The 18,017-nt window shown below is 64.4% G+C and carries 16 protein-coding genes; 8 read left to right on the top strand and 8 right to left on the bottom strand.

The features are described from left to right. Nucleotides 1-75 precede the first annotated feature (75 nt). The 3 genes from ASD75_RS02080 to ASD75_RS02070 all read right to left on the bottom strand — a co-directional run bounded on the left by ASD75_RS02080 (nucleotide 76) and on the right by ASD75_RS02070 (nucleotide 3,043). Nucleotides 76-294, bottom strand: coding sequence for a DUF350 domain-containing protein (locus ASD75_RS02080; RefSeq protein ID WP_015016355.1), 219 nt, complete (start codon nucleotides 292-294; stop codon nucleotides 76-78). 70 nt (nucleotides 295-364) lie between these two features. Next, nucleotides 365-1,879, bottom strand: coding sequence for a DUF4178 domain-containing protein (locus ASD75_RS02075; protein ID WP_056742694.1), 1,515 nt, complete (start codon nucleotides 1,877-1,879; stop codon nucleotides 365-367). A gap of 114 nt (nucleotides 1,880-1,993) precedes the next feature. Then, the gene (locus ASD75_RS02070; RefSeq protein ID WP_056056717.1) at nucleotides 1,994-3,043 is read right to left on the bottom strand and encodes an SPFH domain-containing protein; all 1,050 of its coding nucleotides are present in this window, start codon (nucleotides 3,041-3,043) and stop codon (nucleotides 1,994-1,996) included. 274 nt (nucleotides 3,044-3,317) lie between these two features. Between ASD75_RS02070 and ASD75_RS02065 the strand changes: the two genes are divergently transcribed. Further along, nucleotides 3,318-3,590, top strand: a complete 273-nt coding sequence (locus ASD75_RS02065) for a DUF2061 domain-containing protein (RefSeq protein ID WP_056056719.1) — start codon at nucleotides 3,318-3,320, stop codon at nucleotides 3,588-3,590. 218 nt (nucleotides 3,591-3,808) lie between these two features. Here ASD75_RS02065 and ASD75_RS02060 read toward each other — a convergent pair whose 3' ends face one another. Both ASD75_RS02060 and ASD75_RS02055 read right to left on the bottom strand, forming a co-directional pair. Next, nucleotides 3,809-4,114, bottom strand: coding sequence for a flagellar basal body protein (locus ASD75_RS02060; protein ID WP_015016359.1), 306 nt, complete (start codon nucleotides 4,112-4,114; stop codon nucleotides 3,809-3,811). 94 nt (nucleotides 4,115-4,208) lie between these two features. Continuing rightward, entirely contained in the window at nucleotides 4,209-5,189 is a 981-nt protein-coding gene (locus ASD75_RS02055; protein ID WP_056056721.1) for a LysR family transcriptional regulator, read from the bottom strand. 130 nt (nucleotides 5,190-5,319) lie between these two features. Here ASD75_RS02055 and ASD75_RS02050 point away from each other — a divergent pair, with 130 nt between their 5' ends. The 7 genes from ASD75_RS02050 to ASD75_RS23580 all read left to right on the top strand — a co-directional run bounded on the left by ASD75_RS02050 (nucleotide 5,320) and on the right by ASD75_RS23580 (nucleotide 12,991). Beyond that, nucleotides 5,320-6,681, top strand: coding sequence for an aspartate aminotransferase family protein (locus ASD75_RS02050; RefSeq protein WP_056057624.1), 1,362 nt, complete (start codon nucleotides 5,320-5,322; stop codon nucleotides 6,679-6,681). 29 nt (nucleotides 6,682-6,710) lie between these two features. Beyond that, nucleotides 6,711-7,340, top strand: a complete 630-nt coding sequence (locus ASD75_RS02045) for a DJ-1/PfpI family protein (protein ID WP_056742692.1) — start codon at nucleotides 6,711-6,713, stop codon at nucleotides 7,338-7,340. A 70-nt stretch (nucleotides 7,341-7,410) separates the two neighbouring features. Continuing rightward, entirely contained in the window at nucleotides 7,411-8,931 is a 1,521-nt protein-coding gene (locus ASD75_RS02040; protein WP_056742690.1) for a CoA-acylating methylmalonate-semialdehyde dehydrogenase, read from the top strand. Between the two features lie 403 nt (nucleotides 8,932-9,334). Further along, on the top strand, nucleotides 9,335-11,677 hold the full coding sequence (locus tag ASD75_RS02035) for an NADP-dependent malic enzyme (RefSeq protein WP_056742688.1): 2,343 nt from the start codon (nucleotides 9,335-9,337) through the stop codon (nucleotides 11,675-11,677). Between the two features lie 154 nt (nucleotides 11,678-11,831). Continuing rightward, nucleotides 11,832-12,239, top strand: a complete 408-nt coding sequence (locus ASD75_RS02030; RefSeq protein WP_056056729.1) for a ribonuclease domain-containing protein — start codon at nucleotides 11,832-11,834, stop codon at nucleotides 12,237-12,239. A gap of 138 nt (nucleotides 12,240-12,377) precedes the next feature. Then, a complete protein-coding gene (locus tag ASD75_RS02025) occupies nucleotides 12,378-12,803 on the top strand; it encodes a barstar family protein (RefSeq protein WP_015016366.1) in 426 nt (141 codons plus the stop codon). Continuing rightward, on the top strand, nucleotides 12,782-12,991 hold the full coding sequence (locus ASD75_RS23580) for a hypothetical protein (protein ID WP_156400927.1): 210 nt from the start codon (nucleotides 12,782-12,784) through the stop codon (nucleotides 12,989-12,991). Before ASD75_RS02025 ends, ASD75_RS23580 begins: the two co-directional genes overlap by 22 nt. Before the next feature lie 275 nt (nucleotides 12,992-13,266). Here the strand turns inward: ASD75_RS23580 and rsmA are convergent, their stop codons facing one another. Genes rsmA through ASD75_RS02010 form a run of 3 tightly spaced genes read right to left on the bottom strand, consistent with a single transcriptional unit; the run spans nucleotide 13,267 to nucleotide 17,920 of the window. Next, nucleotides 13,267-14,046 (bottom strand): 16S rRNA (adenine(1518)-N(6)/adenine(1519)-N(6))-dimethyltransferase RsmA, encoded by a 780-nt coding sequence (gene rsmA / locus ASD75_RS02020; protein WP_056742686.1) that lies wholly within the window; start codon nucleotides 14,044-14,046, stop codon nucleotides 13,267-13,269. Nucleotides 14,047-14,101: 55 nt separating this feature from the next. Beyond that, on the bottom strand, nucleotides 14,102-15,535 hold the full coding sequence (locus ASD75_RS02015; RefSeq protein ID WP_056742684.1) for a peptidylprolyl isomerase: 1,434 nt from the start codon (nucleotides 15,533-15,535) through the stop codon (nucleotides 14,102-14,104). Nucleotides 15,536-15,538: 3 nt separating this feature from the next. Then, nucleotides 15,539-17,920 carry an LPS-assembly protein LptD gene (locus ASD75_RS02010; protein WP_056742682.1) on the bottom strand — a complete coding sequence of 794 codons (2,382 nt, stop codon included), beginning with the start codon at nucleotides 17,918-17,920 and terminating at the stop codon, nucleotides 15,539-15,541. Nucleotides 17,921-18,017 lie beyond the last annotated feature (97 nt).

Below are 18,017 nucleotides of genomic sequence, written 5' to 3'. Positions count from 1 at the left end.
CAGCGGTCAGCGCACCCTGCCGGGTGCGCCGCTTCGTTCATTCAGGCGGTAGGGGCTCGAAAACGCGTCAATGCGTCAATGGATGGCAGCCGCCACGATGATGCTGATGCCCAGGCACATCGCGGCCACCACCAGGCCCAGGGCCTGGTTCTGCTTTTCGACGATCTCGCGCCACAGGTCATAGGGCGTGATCTTGTCCACGATGACAAAGGCCAGCCAGAAGATGATGACGCCAATGATGGCGTAGAGGATGGACCCGAGAAATGCCGCGGGTTTGAGCCATTCGAATCCCATCATGGTGTGATCTCCTTGAAACGTGGTGTCGGTGAGTGTGGCTGGCGGATGAACAGAAGCAAGCGCCGCACTACTTGTGGCTGCCGCCCGACGAATATCCGCCGTACGAGCCCCCCGAGCTTCGGTAGCTGGAGGACGAGGAACAGTTTTCGACCCGGGGATCGCAGCTGGAGCAACGGCTGAGCAAGATGAGCAGGATCAGGATCACCACGGCGATGATGATGATGGTGCCGCAGCCCAGGCCGGATTTGGCCACGAACGGGCCAGGGTCGTCGCGCTGGAGCACATCTTTCTTGTCGTCCAGCTTGAACGCCTTGGCCACCGTGTCGCTGGACAGCTTGTCCCCCGCAGACCAGGTGATCTCGTTCGGGCTCTGCTCCATCGACAGCAGGCCCTTGGCGCTCGCAAAGTCGCGGTTGGTGGTCTTCTGGCCGCGCGTGACCTGCCAGTAGAACTCGCCCAGCACATAGGTGGTCTCGGCCTCGTAGGTGTACTTGAGGTCGTACTTGGTGCCCATGTACGTGGCGGAGCGACCCGTGGCTGCCATCTGCGGCGCGCCGGTGGTGGGGCGCACCATGCTCCAGCCTTCTTCGGAATCGACCAGGAACGCGAAGCCACGCTTCTGGTTGTAGAGAAGGTATTCGCTCCAGCCAAAGTGCTCGTCATCGCCGGGCTCCACGCCCATCCGGTGCTGAAAGCCCACCACCTGCCAGTGCACGCCCTGCAGCTGCCCCTTGCTGCCCAGCGGGATCAGGGGCTGGACGGGTTCGTCCTGCTCCGCCGAGCGCAACTCTCCGCCCACGCCACTGTCCAGGCTGATGATGCTGGCGCACGAGCCGCAGGTGATGCTCTTGGAGGTGGACAGCTGTACCTGCACCGGCGCACCGCAGTGCGGGCAGTTGAACTGGCGGCCTTTTTCGTCCTTGGCCGATTCGTCCTTCAGACCCTGCAGCTGCAGGTCTTCCAGGAGCACTGCCTTGCCACGCTCCACATTGGGCGGGGTGTGGCCGTAGTCGATGCTGACCACTTCGCCGTCGGCACTGCGCAACTCGACCATGCCGAAGGGCTGGCCCAGCGGCGGTAGTTTGGGCAGCTCGCCCTGGGCCGAGATCAGCTGTGCCTGGCCGGTGTAGGCCACGCTGTAGGGTTTGCCGTTGATGGCCGTGGTGGTGCCGATGCGAAAGCGCTCGGGCGCAGGCATCTCGCGGCCGGGGTCGATGGGCCGGGTGAAGACATAGGCACCGTTGTCTTCGCCCAGCGTGGCCAGCGTGCCGTCATTCAGGAAGGCCGCCCATTCGGTCCACACGCCCGCGTCGCCCTTGTATTGCAGGCGGCCGATGAGGGTAAAGGGAACGTCCTTGCCGTCGAGCTGGATGCGCCCGCTGGCCATGAGCTGCAGCGGGCTGTGGTCGTCGAACAGCTCGGCCATCTTGCCCAGGCGCGTGAGCACATCGCCACTGCGCACGACGGTGCTCTGGCAGTAGCCGCAGACGGCATGGGTGGACTGCGCGCTCTTGAACTCCACCGGCGCGCCACAGCCGGGGCAGGGCGCGCGGTAATAGCGCTGGGTGGGGTCGGTGGCCATCGTGTGGAGTGTTCTGCCCGCGCCGCGCTAAACGGCTTTGAAGCCCTATTGGCCTCTAGCGCTTATCCCTCCAGCGCAAGCAGCTATTTTTATGATAGCAATCGATCCGATCGATCAGACGAGCTTCTTGAGCAGTTCGGCCTTCTTGGCGTCGAACTCTTCCTGCGTGAGGATGCCCTTGGACTTGAGCTCGCCCAGCTTCTCCAGCGTGGCCATCACGTCTTCGGGCTTGACGCCCACTGCAGCGGCCGCCGCTGCGGGCGCTGCCTGGGCTGCTGCGCCGCCGCCTTGCAGGCCCTGCTGCAGGTTCTGCGCGAGCACCTGGCCCAGCGCCACACCCGCGCCCAGACCCATGGCGTCACCCGCCACACCGCCACCGTTGCCCGCGCCCTCGGCAAATTTGGGGATGGCCTGCGCCGTCTGGTACTGCATGAATTTGGCCATGTCGTTGCCAACCATGCCCATGCCGATCTTCTGGTCGAGGATCTTCTGCAGCTCTTCGGGCAGCGAGACGTTCTGCACCGTGAGGGACTCGATCAAGATGCCCAGTTTGGCGAAGATGGGCGCCAGCTCCTTGGTCAGCGCATCGGCAAACATGACCTGGTTGGCCGCCAGGTCCAGGAACGGCAGGCCGCTACCGGCAATGGCGTTGCTGATGTTCTGCAACACCAGGCCACGCAGCTGGCCTTCCAGGTCGGCCACGGGGTAGGACTCGCGCGTGCCCGAGATTTCGGTGTGGAACAGCTTGGGGTCGGCGATACGGAAGGCGTAGTTGCCGAACGCGCGCAGGCGCACGGCGCCAAAGTCCTTGTCGCGGATCGTGATGGGCTGGGGCGTGCCCCACTTCTGGTCGATCTGCTGGCGTGTGCTGAAGAAGTACACATCGCTCTTGAAGGGGGACTCAAAGAGCTTGTCCCAGTTCTTCAGGTATGTGAGCACCGGCAGCGTCTGCGTGGTGAGCTTGTAGGTGCCGGGGCCAAACACGTCGGCCACTTGGCCTTCGTTCACGAAGATGGCCATCTGCGACTCGCGCACCACCAGCGTGCCGCCGTTCTGGATTTCCATGTCGCGCATGGGGAAGCGCCAGGCCAGCGTGCCGTCCCCCTCTTCGGTCCACTGAATGATGTCAATGAACTGTTTCTTGATGAAGTCCATGAGGGCCATGTGTGCTCCCAAAGCAAAAGAGGGGTTGAAAAGAGCGGCCATCATAGCAACGGGGGCTTTGGTGGCAGCGGCTTTTTTCAGTGGCGGAACGTGAACTAGTTCACGCGCAGAACCAGTCTGTTTGGGATAGGCGCTGCGGCGCTTCGTAAGGCGTCATTGGATAGCGGCTATCTGCGCCTTAGCGATGATCAATTGGCTTTCGATATTGCGAATCACTACCATTCAACCATCCCTGCTGCACCGCCGCAGGCTCTGTTGAACCAAGGAGTCCGCCATGTCCCTCATCCGCCGCGTTGCCCGCCAGAACCAAACCATGCTGATGAAGACGGGCAGCTACTACCTCATCCACATCTGCGTGGCCGCTCTGGTGGCCTATGCCGTCACCGGCAACCTGTGGGCCTCGCTCACCCTGAGCCTGCTGGAGCCCACGGTGCAGGCGGTGGCCTTCTTCTTCCATGAAAAGGCGTGGGACCGGGCTGGTCGGCGCGCTGCACGCCAAAGCGCTACCCCATCGCCCCACAGCAATCCCGCCATCCAGGGCGCCTGAACAAACTCACGACAAGGAGTACCGCCATGTACGCCATTCCACTGCGCAGCCGCACCGCCACGGGCTTGGCCTTTCAACGCTGGCTGGTCCAGCGCCTGGCGGGGCTGGCCGATACCAACTGATAGCGGGCAGTCCTCTCTGCCTGCGCCAGAAACGAACATGCCCCGACTAGCGGGGCATGGGGGTGGGAACACAAACAGGCGGTGAATGGGCAGCGCTCAGGCTTTCACATCCAGCAAGGAGCCCATCATTTCGTCCTGCGTCTTGATGGTCTGCAGATTCGCCTTGAACGCGTAAGTGGCCGACATCTGCTCCACCGCCTCTTGCTCCAGCGCCACGCCCTTGGCGTCCTGTTCGCGCTGCACGGTGGCTCGCACGCCGGCGCTTTCGGCCACTTCTTCTTGTGCAACCACCTCGCGGCGGTAGCCGGGGGTGTTCATGTTGGCCACGTTGTTGGCCGACGCGTCCAGCCGCAACTGGGCGGCCTGGAGGCCTGAACTGCCGATGGAGGAAATGCTGGCCATGGGCGCTGCTCCCGATGTCACACAATGTTGCAAAGAAGGCGAATTGTCCGCCGCGCCGCGGCGGCTGGCAAGCCGCAGCCCCGCAATACCCCTGTCAGCGACCGGGCCGGTGCGCATCCTCCAGGCATTGCGCAAACGCCTGCGCCGCGCGGGCGGGGGCGGGGGAGCGGCGCATCAGGCTCACAAACTGGCAGTGGTAGTGGAACAGCGACGGGTTCACCGCCTGCATGCGGCCCTGGCGCTCGAAGGCCTCGGCGTAGTGGTCGGGCAAGAACCCGAGAAAGCGGCCCGACAGGATCAGCGTGGCGATGGACTCCTGGTCAAACCCCGTGGCCGCACGCTGCAGCCGGGCCTGATGGCTCAACTCCATATTGGGCGAGTGGTAGCCCAGCCCCGCAAACTGGTAGCCGCGCACGGCATGCCAGTCGGCCGGAGGCGATGACGCCCCAAACAGCGGGTGGCCCGCGCCGCAATACAGCAGCATGGTCTCGCCAAACAGGTCGGCGTAGGCCAGGCTTTGCGAGCTGCGGTGCGCGGGGATGATGCCCACCTGGTAGCTGCCGTCGATCACACCGCGCTCGATGGCGTTGATGGAGCCCACATGCAGTTGCAGTTGCACATCGGGGGCCTGGGCGGTGAAGGCGGCAATCGCCTCGCCAATGCGGGCGGCCGGGTTGCTGGCGGTTTTGTCGAACACCGCCACGGCCAGCTGCCCGCCCATGCGCGAGTGGATGTCGTCCACGCTGTCGCGAAAGCTGCGCACCGAGGCCAGCAGGCGCAGGGTTTCGTCATACACCCGCTGCCCCTCGGCAGTCAGCGCAAACCCCGCCCGCCCCCGGCGGCACAGCGTGAGGCCCAGGCGGGCTTCCAGGTCCTTGATGTGGCGGCTGACGGTGCTGGTGCCGATGTTCAGCTCCAGCTCGGCGGCCGACATGCCGCCGCACTCCACCACGCTCTTGAACACCTGCAGCAGGCGCAGGTCCATGTCGCTGAGCTGGCCCAGCACAGCGCGGTGTTTGCCCGGTACTGCGGGCACTGAAGCTTGGGGGGATGGAATCGGGTCTTTTACTTGCATAAATCGTCAAGTAAACATTGATATTGGATTATTTGAGAGATTAACAGGCGGCGCAACAATGCCCTACGTCAAGCCCCAGGCCGCTGGGGCTGTCCGCTTTTTTGTCGCCGCCTTTGCACTGGAGAACCCCATGAGCTTCGTCAACATCGAAAAACCCGCCGCTGGCGCCGAAGGCCCCCGCATGGACGCCGAGTGGCTGGACGCGCACTGGATGCCCTATACGGCCAACCGCCAGTTCAAGGCCAACCCGCGCATGATCGTGGAGGCCAGCGGCGCCTATTTCACCGACAGCGAAGGCCGCAAGATTTTTGACGGCCTGTCGGGCCTGTGGTGCTCCGGGTTGGGCCATGGCCGCCGCGAGATCGCCGAAGCCATCGGCAAGCAGGCGATGAAGCTGGACTACGCACCCGCTTTCCAGTTTGGCCACCCGCTGTCGTTCGAGCTGGCCAACCGCGTGAAGGAACTGACGCCTGCTGGGCTGGACTATGTGTTCTTCACCGGTTCGGGCTCCGAGTCGGCCGACACGTCTCTGAAGATGGCCCGCGCCTACTGGCGCGCCAAGGGCCAGGGCACCAAGACGCGCCTCATCGGCCGCGAAAAGGGCTACCACGGCGTGAACTTTGGCGGCATCTCGGTGGGCGGCATCGTGGCCAACCGCAAGCTGTTTGGCCAAGGCGTGGAAGCCGACCACCTGCCCCACACCCAGCCGCCCGCAGGCTCGTTCCACAAGGGCATGCCGCCCACGGGCAAGGAACTGGCCGACCGCCTGCTGGAAGTGATTGCACTGCACGATGCGAGCAACATCGCCGCCGTGATCGTCGAGCCCTTCTCGGGCTCCGCCGGTGTGGTGATCCCGCCGGTGGGCTACCTGCAGCGCCTGCGCGAGATCTGCACCCAAAACAACATCTTGCTGATTTTTGACGAAGTGATCAGCGGTTTTGGCCGCAGCGGCGCCTGGACGGGTGCCGAAGCCTTCGGCGTGACGCCCGACATCCTGAATTTTGCCAAGCAGGTCACCAACGGCGCGCAGCCGCTGGGCGGCGTGGTGGCTACCAAGGAAATCTACGACACCTTCATGGCCGCGGGCGGGCCGGAGTACATGCTCGAATTCCCGCACGGCTACACCTACTCGGCCCACCCCGTGGCCTGCGCGGCGGGCATTGCGGCGCTCGACATCCTGCAAAACGAAGACATGGTCGGCCGCGTGAAGGCGCTGGCCCCGTACTTCGAGCAGGCTGTGCACAGCCTCAAGGGCGCCAAGCATGTGGCCGACATCCGCAACTTTGGCCTGGCGGCCGGCTTCACCATTGCGGCGCTGCCCGGCGAGCCTGCCAAGCGCCCCTATGAGATCGCCATGAACTGCTGGAAGAAGGGCTTTTACGTGCGCTACGGTGGCGACACCATCCAGCTGGCACCGCCGTTCATCAGCACCCAGGCCGAAATCGACCGCCTGATTAGCGCCCTGGGCGACGCCTTGCAAGAAACCGCCTGAGCTTCCTTCGCCAGCCAGCCTGCCCCTCCATGCGCATTTCCATCCTCACCTTCGATGCCTTCAACGACCTGGATTCGCTGGTGGCATTTGGCATGCTCAATCGCATCGCGCTGCTGGGCGACAAGGACTGGCAGGTGCGCATTGCGAGCCCCACGCCCCGCATCACGTCCATGAACGGGCTGACCATCGACGCGCACGAAGACCTGAGCCAGTTGGCTGAGGCCGACGCGGTGCTGGTGGGCAGCGGCATGAAGACGCGTGAGGTGGCCAACACCCCCGCGCTGATGGAACAGCTAAGGGTGCTGAACCCCGCCCGCCAGTTGCTGGCGGCGCAGTGCTCTGGCACCTTCCTGCTCAGCCGCCTGGGCCTGCTGAGCGGCACGCCCGCCTGTACGGACCTGACCAGCAAGCCGTGGGTGGTGGAGTCGGGCGTGGACGTGGTGCCGCGCGCGTTTGCGGCCCACGGCAACGTGGCCACGGCGGGCGGGTGCCTGGCCTCGCAGTACCTGGTGGCGTGGCTGATCGCCCGCCTCAAGGGGCTGGACGCCGCGCGCGAAGTGCTGCACTACTTTGCCCCGGTGGGCGAGAAGCAGGAGTTCATCGACCGCGCCTTGGGGCATGTGCTGCCCGCACTGGAGCCCCGGGCTGCTGCGGCTTGAATACTATAAATTTGGTAGCTATCAGCGCATGTTTCACTAGCGCTTGTGGCACTTTTTACTTGAAAACACCATGAACCACGACAAAAACGTCACCACCACCATCGGCCATCTCATCGACGGCCAGATCGTCGCCGACACCGCCCGTACGCAGCCCGTGTTTGACCCCGCCACCGGCCTGTCCACCACCAGCGTGGCCCTGGCAAGCCAGGCTACGGTCGAGGCGGCCATTGCCTCGGCCGAGGCCGCGTTTCCGGCCTGGCGCAACACGCCGCCGCTCAAGCGTGCGCGCGTGATGAGCAAGCTGAAAGTCCTGCTCGAAGAAAACGCCGACAAGATCGCCGCCCTGATCACCGCCGAACACGGCAAGGTTCTGGCCGATGCACACGGTGAGCTGCAGCGTGGCATTGAAAACGTCGAATACGCGAGCTACGCGCCCGAACTGCTCAAGGGCGAGCACAGCCGCAACGTGGGCCCCAACATCGACTCATGGAGTGAGTTCCAGGCACTGGGCGTCACTGCAGGCATCACGCCCTTCAACTTCCCGGCCATGGTGCCGCTGTGGATGTGGCCCATGGCCGTGGCCTGCGGCAACACCTTTGTGCTCAAGCCTTCGGAGCGCGATCCCTCCTCCACGCTGTTCATCGCCCAGCTCGCGTTGGAAGCGGGCTTGCCGCCCGGCGTGCTGAACGTCGTCAACGGCGACAAGCTGGCCGTGGACACGCTGCTGCGCGACCCCCGCGTCAAGGCCGTAAGCTTTGTGGGCTCCACCCCCATTGCCGAATACATCTACGCCGAAGGCTGCAAACACGGCAAGCGCGTGCAGGCCCTGGGCGGTGCCAAGAACCACGCCGTGCTGATGCCCGACGCCGATGTGGGCAACGCCGTGAGCGCCCTGATGGGCGCGGCGTATGGATCGTGCGGCGAGCGCTGCATGGCCATCCCGCTGCTGGTGGCCGTGGGCGACGAAGTGGGTGATGCCGTGATTGCGGGCCTCAAGACCGAGATCGCCAAGATGAAGGTCGGCCCCGGCACCGACAACAGCAACGACATGGGCCCGCTGGTGACCAAGCCGCACTTCGAGAAGGTGAAGGCCTATGTGGACAGCGGCGTGGCCGAAGGCGCCACGCTGGTGGTGGATGGCCGTGGCGTGAAGGTGGCGGCAGGCCACGAGAACGGCTATTTCCTGGGCGCCTGCCTGTTTGACAACGTCAAGCCCGGCATGAAGATCTACCAGGAAGAAATCTTCGGCCCCGTGCTGGGCGTGGTGCGCGTGAAGACGCTGCAGGAAGCCATGCAGCTCATCAACGACCATGAATACGGCAACGGCACCTGCATCTTCACCCGCGACGGCGAGGCCGCCCGCTACTTCACCGACCACATCCAGGTCGGCATGGTGGGCGTGAACGTGCCCCTGCCCGTGCCGGTTGCCTACCACTCGTTCGGCGGCTGGAAGCGCAGCCTGTTCGGCGACCTGCACGCCTACGGTCCCGACGCCGTGCGCTTCTACACCAAGCGCAAGACCATCACGCAGCGCTGGCCCTCGGCGGGCGTGCGTGAGGGGGCGGTGTTCAGCTTCCCGAGCAGCCGCTGAAGCACCAGCATCCACTTTTCGACGAAAAGGCCCCACGTGGGGCCTTTTTTCGTTCTGTGCCGTGCCAGGGCGTTTGAAGGCGAGCCATGCAAATGCGCATGGCTGGCGTGGCATGCCGTCTTTTGGCGCAAGAAGAGCCCATGAAGCGACCCGTTTTCGGATGCCGAGGTCTTACCCATCAAAAAGCAAAACACTTCATAGCTTTTGTGCATGGATACGGAGGTCTCAAAACCCTGCCCGCACGACACAATCAATGGGCAAACAGCCCCTCTGTAAGCAGATTCGCTTACTAGGGTTTTTACGCACATCCCCCTACAATCGCAGACCCTTACAAAGCTGACAGCCTGCTGCAGACCCGCTGGAGTACGGTTTTGGCCCCTCACCCCTGAGTTGGAGACACTGAATGCCCGAGAACACCACGGCCCAGAACAACAACGATTCCGACAAGCGTGCCCAGTTGCGCCGTGCCGCTCTCGAGTACCACGAGTTTCCCAAGCCCGGCAAGCTGGCGATTGCCGCGACCAAGCAGATGATCAACCAGCACGATCTCGCGCTGGCCTACTCGCCCGGCGTGGCAGCGCCCTGCGAAGAGATCGTCAAGGACCCGGCCAACGCCTTCCGCTACACCTCGCGCGGCAACCTGGTCGCCGTGATCAGCAACGGCACGGCCGTGCTGGGCCTGGGCGACATTGGTGCGCTGGCCTCCAAGCCGGTGATGGAAGGCAAGGCCGTCCTGTTCAAGAAGTTCGCGGGCGTGGACGTGTTCGACATCGAGATCGACGAGAAGGACCCCGCCAAGCTGGTGGAGGTGATTGCGGCACTGGAGCCGACCTTTGGCGCCGTGAACCTCGAAGACATCAAGGCCCCCGACTGCTTCTATGTGGAGCGCGAGCTGCGCAAGCGCATGAAGATCCCGGTCTTCCACGACGACCAGCACGGCACGGCGATCACGGTGGCGGCTGCCGTCGTGAATGCGCTCAAGGTCGCCAACAAGAAGATCGAAGACGTGAAGCTGGTCACCAGCGGCGCGGGTGCGGCGGCCCTGGCCTGCCTAAACCTGCTGCTCAAGGTGGGCGTGCAGCGCAAGAACGTGTTCGTCACCGACCTGGCTGGTGTGGTGTATGAAGGCCGCGAAGAGCTGATGGACGACGACAAGCGCCAGTTCATGCAGAAGACCGACGCGCGCAAGCTGGCCGAGGTGATGGTCGGCGCCGACGTATTCCTGGGCCTGTCGGCCGGCAACGTACTCAAGCCCGAGATGGTGGCCACCATGGCCGAGCGCCCGGTGATCTTCGCGCTGGCCAACCCCAACCCCGAGATCACGCCCGAGCTGGCGCACAGCGTGCGCAACGACATCATCATGGCCACGGGCCGCTCGGACTATCCGAACCAGGTGAACAACGTCCTGTGCTTCCCATACATCTTCCGTGGGGCACTGGACTGCGGTGCCACCACCATCACTGATGAGATGGAGATTGCCGCGGTGCACGCGATTGCCGAGCTGGCACAGGCCGAACAAAGCGAGGTGGTGGCCGCCGCCTACGTGGGCGAGAAGCTGACCTTCGGGCCCGAGTACCTGATTCCCAAGCCGTTCGACCCGCGCCTGATGATGAAGATCGCGCCCGCCGTGGCCCAGGCCGCCATGGACAGCGGCGTGGCACAGCGCCCCATTGCTGACATGGACGCGTACCGCGACCGGCTGCAGACCTTTGTGTATGCCTCGGGCACGACGATGAAGCCCATCTTCGACGCGGCCCGCAATGCCGCCAAGAAGCGGGTGGCCTATGCCGAGGGCGAAGAAGAACGCGTGCTGCGTGCTGCGCAGATCGTGGTGGACGAAAAGGTGGCGCGCCCCACGCTGATCGGCCGCCCCGCCATCATTGCCCAGCGCATCGAAAAGTTTGGCCTGCGCCTGAAGGAAGGCGTGGACTACGACGTGGTCAACACCGACTTCGACCACCGCTACCGCGACTTCTGGCAGACCTACCACCGCATGACCGAGCGCAAGGGCATCACCCAGCAGGTTGCCAAGATCGAGATGCGCCGCCGCCTCACGCTCATCGGTTCGATGATGCTGCACAAGGGCGAAGTGGACGGCCTGATCTGCGGTACTTGGGGCACCACCGCCAACCACCTGATGTACATCGACCAGGTCATCGGCAAGCATGCAGGCGGCGCCGACAGCACCGAGCAGGATGTGCCGGTGTACGCCTGCATGAACGGTCTGATGCTGCCAGGCCGCCAGGTGTTCCTGGTGGACACGCACGTCAACTACGACCCCACGCCACAGGAGCTGGCAGAGATCACCGCCCTGGCCGCCGAGGAAATGATGCGCTTTGGCATCAAGCCCAAGGCGGCGCTGCTGTCGCACTCCAACTTCGGCACCAGCAACAGCCCCAGCGCCGTAAAAATGCGCCGGACGCTGGAACTGCTGCGCCAGCAGGCCCCCTGGCTGGAAGTGGACGGTGAAATGCATGGCGACGTGGCGCTGGACGGCAAGGCCCGCTCGGCGCTCATGCCCAGCAGCGAGCTGACTGGCGACGCCAACTTGCTGGTGTTCCCCAACATCGACGCCGCCAACATTGCCTACAACCTGCTCAAGACCGCAGCAGGTGGCGGCATTGCCATCGGCCCCGTGCTGCTGGGCGCAGCCAAGCCGGTTCATATCCTGACACCCAGTGCTACCGTGCGTCGTATTGTGAACATGACAGCCCTCACCGTGGCCGATGCCAACGCCCTGCGGTAAGCCTTAAAAGAATAGCAAGCGCTAACTTAAAACCCCTGCAAAGCCCTTCAGCGTCTGCCCAATCTTTGTGCAGACGCTTGCTTTTTGGGGACCGTTGAGCGACACTAGCGGGTCGAAATTTCGGGTTAACCCGTAGTTTCTGAAAGGTTCGTTGATGCTGAAGGCTGTAGCCACCCGGGCGCGCAAGGCAGGGTTATTGTGTGTTTTGGGTGTTGCTTTCGTGCTGTCTCCGGTCGCGGGACATGCCCGGAAATCCCCGTCCACCGACGGGTCCATCACCCCCATCGCACTGGCCGAGTTGCCGCCCCAAGGGCGGACAACGTATGCGCTGATCCGTGAGGGCGGGCCCTTTCCGTACGACAAGGACGGATCGGTTTTTGGCAATCGCGAGCGGCTGTTGCCCGCCCAAAAGCGGGGCTACTACCGTGAATACACCGTCAGAACACCAGGATCGCGCGACCGGGGAGCCCGGCGCATAGTGTGTGGCGGCAAGCCCCGGATGCCGGATGCCTGCTACTACACCAGCGACCACTACGCCAGTTTTCGCGAGATCGTCGAGTAACCCCAATGCGTCGTACGCCAGCCAGCCCATCCCTGAAAGCGTACGCCGCGCCCCATTGAATTCCCCATTCACAGGCCGCATCCTGCAGCCTGTGAGATGCCAGAAGTTTGTGGACTTTATAAAGAAAGAGTAGCGGAGATGCAGACGCCACTTCGTAAAGACCTGGAAACGCCACTGCGTGGCGTGCGCACCAACATCGTGCAGTCCATTCGCGCCTTCCGCGTGCAGGACCTGCAAGATGCAGCCACCTCCATGGGTCACCATTTCTTGTACGCCAATCTGGCCCACGCGCAGTCCAAGCAGGATGTGCTGGATCTGATTGCCGCCCAATTCACGTTCCCGTCGCACTTCGGCAAGAACTTCGATGCGTTGTACGACTGCATGACAGACCCCTTGCACAAATCAGGCCCGCAGCCTGGTTTCATCGTGGTGCTGGAGCAGATTCCTGCCACGGGCAAGTTCGACAAGGAAGCGCGCGAGCAGCTGCTCGACATCTTCCGTGATGCAGCCGACTACTGGGGTGATCGCAAGATCCCCTTCCGGTGTTTCTACTCTTTTCTGTAGCCCGTTCTGCATCCACCAGCCAAGCAGAACGGGCGAACGAGGCTAGCGACACCCAGGCCGTGGAAGGCATCGAGATCAACGGCGAACCCGCTGAAAAGATGCCCACCGACAAGCTTGTGGACGTGTCGCCCATGGCGCTGCGCATGAGCAGCCCTTTCAATGCCGGGTATTGGCTCAGCGCCGCATAACTCGGTACATCCCCCTGAGCGGCTACGCCGCTTCCCCCTTCTCTCGGCTTCGCCGGGAAGGGGGACGACACCAGCGCGGCGGGGCGGCCCTTGCGCGGTGTCTCTGGCATGGTATCTCGCCCATCGTCGAGGGCAGAGTTGAATCAAGCGCCCTGCCACACCCGAGGCAGGCCTCTGTTCCTGCCATTGATGCGGATGATACGGGTGCACTGCACCCCATTTTTTGCCCCCATAGACCGCCAGCGCCTACTCAGCAAGCGCCGCCAGCTATCAATTCAAGAGCATTTCTGTGCTAGTGCCACGTATTCGGCCACGGGCACTTCCTCGGCGCGGCGCTGGGTGTCGAATTCACCAGCAAACTGGCGTGCTTCGAGCCAGCGGCCCAGTGTGTGGCGCAGCAGCTTGCGGCGCTGGCTGAAAGCAACCTGGACCAGCTCCTCCAGCAGCGGCACTGACAACGGTGCCGGCTCGGCATACGGCACCATGCGCACGACGGCGCTGTCCACGCGCGGGGGCGGGTCAAAGCTCTCGGGCGGCACGAACAGCACGTTTTCCATGGCGTAGCGCCATTGCAGCATTACCGACAGGCGACCGTAGTCGCCCGTGGCGGGGCTGGCCACCATGCGGTCGATCACTTCCTTTTGCAGCATGAAGTGCTGGTCTTCGATGACCTGCACATGGTCCAGCAGATGGAACAGGATGGGTGTGGAGATGTTGTAGGGCAGGTTGCCCACCACGCGCAACCGCAAACCGGGCTGTCCTGCCTTGTCACGCAGGGTCTGCGCCAGTGCGGTGAAGTCCACCTTGAGCACGTCCGACTCAATCACGTCGAGCTGGCCATGCAGGCGCAGGCGCAGCGCCAAGTCGCGGTCCAGTTCGATGACCGTGAGGCGCCCCAGGCGTTCCACCAGGGGCTGCGTCAACGCGGCCAGACCGGGTCCAATCTCGACCATGGGTTGGCCGGGCAGCGGCGCAATGGCCTGCACGATGCCGTCGATGATGCCCTGGTCGGACAGGAAATGCTGTCCGAAGCGCTTGCGGGGAATGTGTTTCAACGCGGCCTTACCTGTTGTCGTGTCTGAGAGTGCTTGGAGCTCGTGTGCGCTGCACTCACTGGGGTGGCTCGCGGTACTCGACATACGCGCGCCCGCGCAACTCCTGCGCCCAGGTGGCATAAGCCTCGTCGAGCTTCTTCTCGCGCACCGTGCTGCGGGCCATTTCGCGCTGCTCGCGCTGGGTGAGCTTGGCCTCGCGGCGTTCGAGCAGCTGGATCAGGTGCACGCCAAAACGCGAAACCAGGGGTTCGCTGATGTCACCGGGCTTGAGGGCGTCCAGCGCTTGCTCGAACTCGGGGACATACCGGCCTGGGTTGGCCCAGCCGAGGTCGCCGCCCTCCTTGGAACTGCCGTCCTGCGAATGGTCGCGCGCCAGGGCTGCAAAGTCGGCCTGCCCCGCCAGCACGCGGCGGCGGTAGTCGGCCAGGCGCGCGGCGGCGGCGGCTTCGGACAACTGGGGGCCAGTGCGCAGCAAGATGTGGCGCGCATGGTTTTGCACTACGGTGGTCGGCATACCCGCCGTCACACGTTCCACCACCTTGAGCACGTGAAAACCCGCTGGTGAGCGCACCGGGCCCACGATGGAGCCCACCGGCAGGCCAAGGGTGGAGTTCACAAACAATTCTGGATAACGATCCGCAGGCCGCAAGCCCAGCAATCCACCAGCCCGCTGGCCTTCGGGCGCATCGGAGAACTCGCGGGCCACCGCTGCAAAGTCTTCGCCTGCGCGCACCTTGTCGGCCGCTCGCTGTGCCCGTGCCTGCCGCTCGGCCACCTGCGTGGGGGTGGCGTTTTCAGGCACCAGCACCAGCACATGGCCCAGATTGATCTCCATGGCGGCGACATCCGTGCCCTTTTGCTCTTCACGCAGGAACTGGTCCACGTCCAGATCGCTCACCTTCACCCGCGCTTCGACTTCGCGCTCGCGCAGGCGCTGCTGCAGCAACTGGTTGCGCAGCTCTTCGCGAAAACGGTCCTTGCTCATTCCATCGCGGGCCAGGCGCGCATACAGCTCGTCCACCGTCATGTCGTTCTGGCGGGCCACGCCCTGCTCGGCCTGCGACACGGCGTAGTCATCGACCTTGATGCCCGATTCGCGGGCCTGCTGCAGCTGCACCTTCTCCAGGATGATGCGTTCGAGGACTTCGCGCGCCAGCGCATCGCGCGGTGGCATGGCACCGCCCTGCTTGGCGATCTGCGCCTCGGCACGTGCCAGGCGCGAGCGCACCTCGTAGTTGGTCACGGGCTCGGAGTTGACCACCGCCACAATGAAATCGGCCGAGCGCGGGGCCGTGCTGGTGGAGGGCGCGGGCAGCGTGATGGAGGGCACGGCAGCAGGGCGCGCCTTCAGCGAAGACGGCGAGGAAGACAACCCTGTCTTGCCCGAGGACGAGGTCCCCGAGGGGCGTAGGCCCTGGGCCGCAGCGCCTTGCGCCACGAGGGATGCCAACGCGGCCGTCAAGGCCAGTGCGAATACACGGTGGTTCATGGTCTAGTCGTAGTTGCTGAAGCGGCTGGGCGTGGAGACCTGCTCGCGCAGGTTCTGGTAACGCGGCACATTTTGCTTGAAGGAGTCGAGCGGGCTGGAGCCCAGGCTCAGGCGGGAGAAGCCCACGAATTCGATCTGGAACAGCAGGCGCGTGTTGGAGCTGGTCACGCTGCTTTGCAGGCGCTCCAGCACCACGCGGCCAATCCAGCAGCAGCTGTCGTACTCGAAGCCCACCACGGTGTCCACGAGTTTGCGGTCCTTCATGCTGTAGTTCAGGCGGCCCACGCTGTACCAGCGCCCGCCGCCCTGGCCGCGACCGGGGCCCAGGTCTTTGCCCTTGTCGCCCCACAGGTCGTTCAGCGGCCACTGCCAGCCGATGTCGATCTGCTCGCTGGTGCCACGTTGCAGGCGGTAGGCCGCGCTCACCGTGCGGTAGTTGCTGGGGCTGTAGCGCGCGCCGATGGTCGAACGGATGGACTGTCCGGTCTTGGGGTTGTACTGCACGGTGGAGTCAAAGCCCCACTGCGGTGTCCAGTTGATGCCCGCGCCCAGCAGCAGGTCCGACAGGCGCTCGCTCACCGGCGTACCCCCTGGCAGGGTGACCTTCTGGTCCGAGAAACGCACCCGCTGGGCAATGCCGAAGCGCGCTGCCTGGGCACCAGTGTCGGGGTCCAGCAGGCGTGTGGTCACGCCCAGGGTCAGCAGGTTGTTGTCGGCCAGCCGGTCGTTGCCGCCAAACGCGTTCTCTGTGTAGATGGTGGCGAAGTTGAAGTCATTGGCCGCTGTGTCATACACCGGCAGCATGCTCTGGTCGCGGTAGGGCGTGTAGGTGTAGAACGCCCGGGGCTCCAGTGTCTGCAGGAAGGCGCGACCAAAGTAGGCGGTGTCGCGCTCGAACACCAGGCCGCTGTCCAGGCTGAAGGTAGGCAGCGTGCGGCTGGCCGAGCGCTGGCCGTTGGACAGGGCCGAGTCAAACTGGTACTGCGTGGCGTGCAGCTGCAGGCGCGGGGTGATGAAGCCGCCCGGCGACAGGAAGGGGCGACTGATCTGCGCCATGGCGTAACTGCGATCGGCATTGGGCTGGCCCGTGAGCGCACGGGCCGCTTCAAAGCGCGTGGTGTCCAGCTCCACGCTGGCATCGAATCCACCGCCCAGCTGCGAGGGGTTGTAGCGCCATTGCACCTGCGGCATGCGGTCATACGGAGGCACGATGGGCGAGCTCACGTCTTGCAGCGTCTGCCACTTGAGCGTGCGCACGGTGGCCGACATGTCGTTGCGGCCCCAGGACAGGATCGCATCGTTGGGCAGCAGGCGCTGGCGCAGTTGATCCGTAGCACGGCTGAAGTCGCGCCAGTAGTTGTCATCACTCACGCGGTTGAGGTTGAGGTTCAGCCCCAGCCCGCCGATGCCGGTGTCGAACGCGCCTTCGTGTTTGCCGCTAAAGCTCCAGCGCACACGGTCGCGCAGACGGTCGGTGGGCATCACGTCGGCACTGATCTGGCCTTTGTAGGTTGGCTCCAGGTAGCGGAACTCGCCGCCCACGTTGGCGCCTCGTTTGGTCATGAGCGCGGCGCGCAAGGTGGCATCGCGGTTGGGCGCGATGTTCCAGTAGTACGGCTGCATGTAAGTCACGCCATCCCGGCTATCGAGCCCGACGGTGGGCGGCAGCAGGCCGGACTTGCGCTTTTCCGACAGCGGGAAGCTGATGTACGGAATGGGCAGCACCGAGATGCCCTTGAACTCCAGCACCGCATCTTCGGCCGTGCCCACCTCTTCCTCGTTGTCAATGCGGATGGTGGCGGCGCGCAGCACCCAGTCGGGCTGCCAGCTCTCCTCGTTGCCACGCTCGCAGGTGGTGTAGGTGCCGTTGTGCACCACGGCGCGGTAGCGGTCCACAAAATCCACCCGCGTCGCATCTCCATGCGCCTGCGTGGCCAGGAAGCGGTAGCGCGCGTCGCTGAAGAAGCCCTCGAAGGCCTCCACCCGCAGCTCCAGCGCCGTCCCTTCGTAGACATTGCCTGCGCGGTTGATGCGCACCTTGCCGTTGGCCTTGGCCAGGTCCTCGGGCACGTTGTAGTCGAGCCGGTCGGCGCGGATGACCGTGTCGCCCCGGCGCAGCTCGGCGTTGCCTTCAATCAGTGCGTTCAGGTCGGTCTGGCCGCTGATGTGGTCGCCCTTCACAAAGACGGGCAATTGCGAACGCACGGCGTCGGGAATCTTTTCCTGCAGCAGGGGTGACGTGCGCAGCACCGGCGGCGCATCCCAGGCGCTGGGCGCGGCTCCGTCCTGGGCCAGAGCCGCCAGCGGCAGGCCACACCAGGCCAGCGCAACGCCCAGGGCCAGCACGCGGGGCACGGGGGGCCGCAGCCGTGCAGACTTCGCCATGGCGGGCCGGGCGCGAAGGGAGGTGAGGTTCTGCACGGTGAGGGGCTGGCAGCGTGGCACGTGGGGTGTTGAGGGGCGGTAGCGGACAAAGGGACCG

Origin of the sequence: Acidovorax sp. Root568 (assembly GCF_001427445.1) — a bacterium.
GTDB lineage: Bacteria > Pseudomonadota > Gammaproteobacteria > Burkholderiales > Burkholderiaceae_C > Acidovorax > Acidovorax delafieldii.
This window is presented reverse-complemented; position numbering and strand designations above follow the sequence as displayed.

Bases quoted from the DNA above. Each gene is read 5' to 3' on its own strand.
- ASD75_RS02080 (WP_015016355.1), bottom strand. From the start codon at position 294: ATGGGATTCGAATGGCTCAAACCCGCGGCATTTCTCGGGTCCATCCTC.
- ASD75_RS02075 (WP_056742694.1), bottom strand. From the start codon at position 1,879: ATGGCCACCGACCCCACCCAGCGCTATTACCGCGCGCCCTGCCCCGGC.
- ASD75_RS02070 (WP_056056717.1), bottom strand. From the start codon at position 3,043: ATGGCCCTCATGGACTTCATCAAGAAACAGTTCATTGACATCATTCAG.
- ASD75_RS02065 (WP_056056719.1), top strand. From the start codon at position 3,318: ATGTCCCTCATCCGCCGCGTTGCCCGCCAGAACCAAACCATGCTGATG.
- ASD75_RS02060 (WP_015016359.1), bottom strand. From the start codon at position 4,114: ATGGCCAGCATTTCCTCCATCGGCAGTTCAGGCCTCCAGGCCGCCCAG.
- ASD75_RS02055 (WP_056056721.1), bottom strand. From the start codon at position 5,189: ATGCAAGTAAAAGACCCGATTCCATCCCCCCAAGCTTCAGTGCCCGCA.
- ASD75_RS02050 (WP_056057624.1), top strand. From the start codon at position 5,320: ATGAGCTTCGTCAACATCGAAAAACCCGCCGCTGGCGCCGAAGGCCCC.
- ASD75_RS02045 (WP_056742692.1), top strand. From the start codon at position 6,711: ATGCGCATTTCCATCCTCACCTTCGATGCCTTCAACGACCTGGATTCG.
- ASD75_RS02040 (WP_056742690.1), top strand. From the start codon at position 7,411: ATGAACCACGACAAAAACGTCACCACCACCATCGGCCATCTCATCGAC.
- ASD75_RS02035 (WP_056742688.1), top strand. From the start codon at position 9,335: ATGCCCGAGAACACCACGGCCCAGAACAACAACGATTCCGACAAGCGT.
- ASD75_RS02030 (WP_056056729.1), top strand. From the start codon at position 11,832: ATGCTGAAGGCTGTAGCCACCCGGGCGCGCAAGGCAGGGTTATTGTGT.
- ASD75_RS02025 (WP_015016366.1), top strand. From the start codon at position 12,378: ATGCAGACGCCACTTCGTAAAGACCTGGAAACGCCACTGCGTGGCGTG.
- ASD75_RS02015 (WP_056742684.1), bottom strand. From the start codon at position 15,535: ATGAACCACCGTGTATTCGCACTGGCCTTGACGGCCGCGTTGGCATCC.
- ASD75_RS02010 (WP_056742682.1), bottom strand. From the start codon at position 17,920: ATGGCGAAGTCTGCACGGCTGCGGCCCCCCGTGCCCCGCGTGCTGGCC.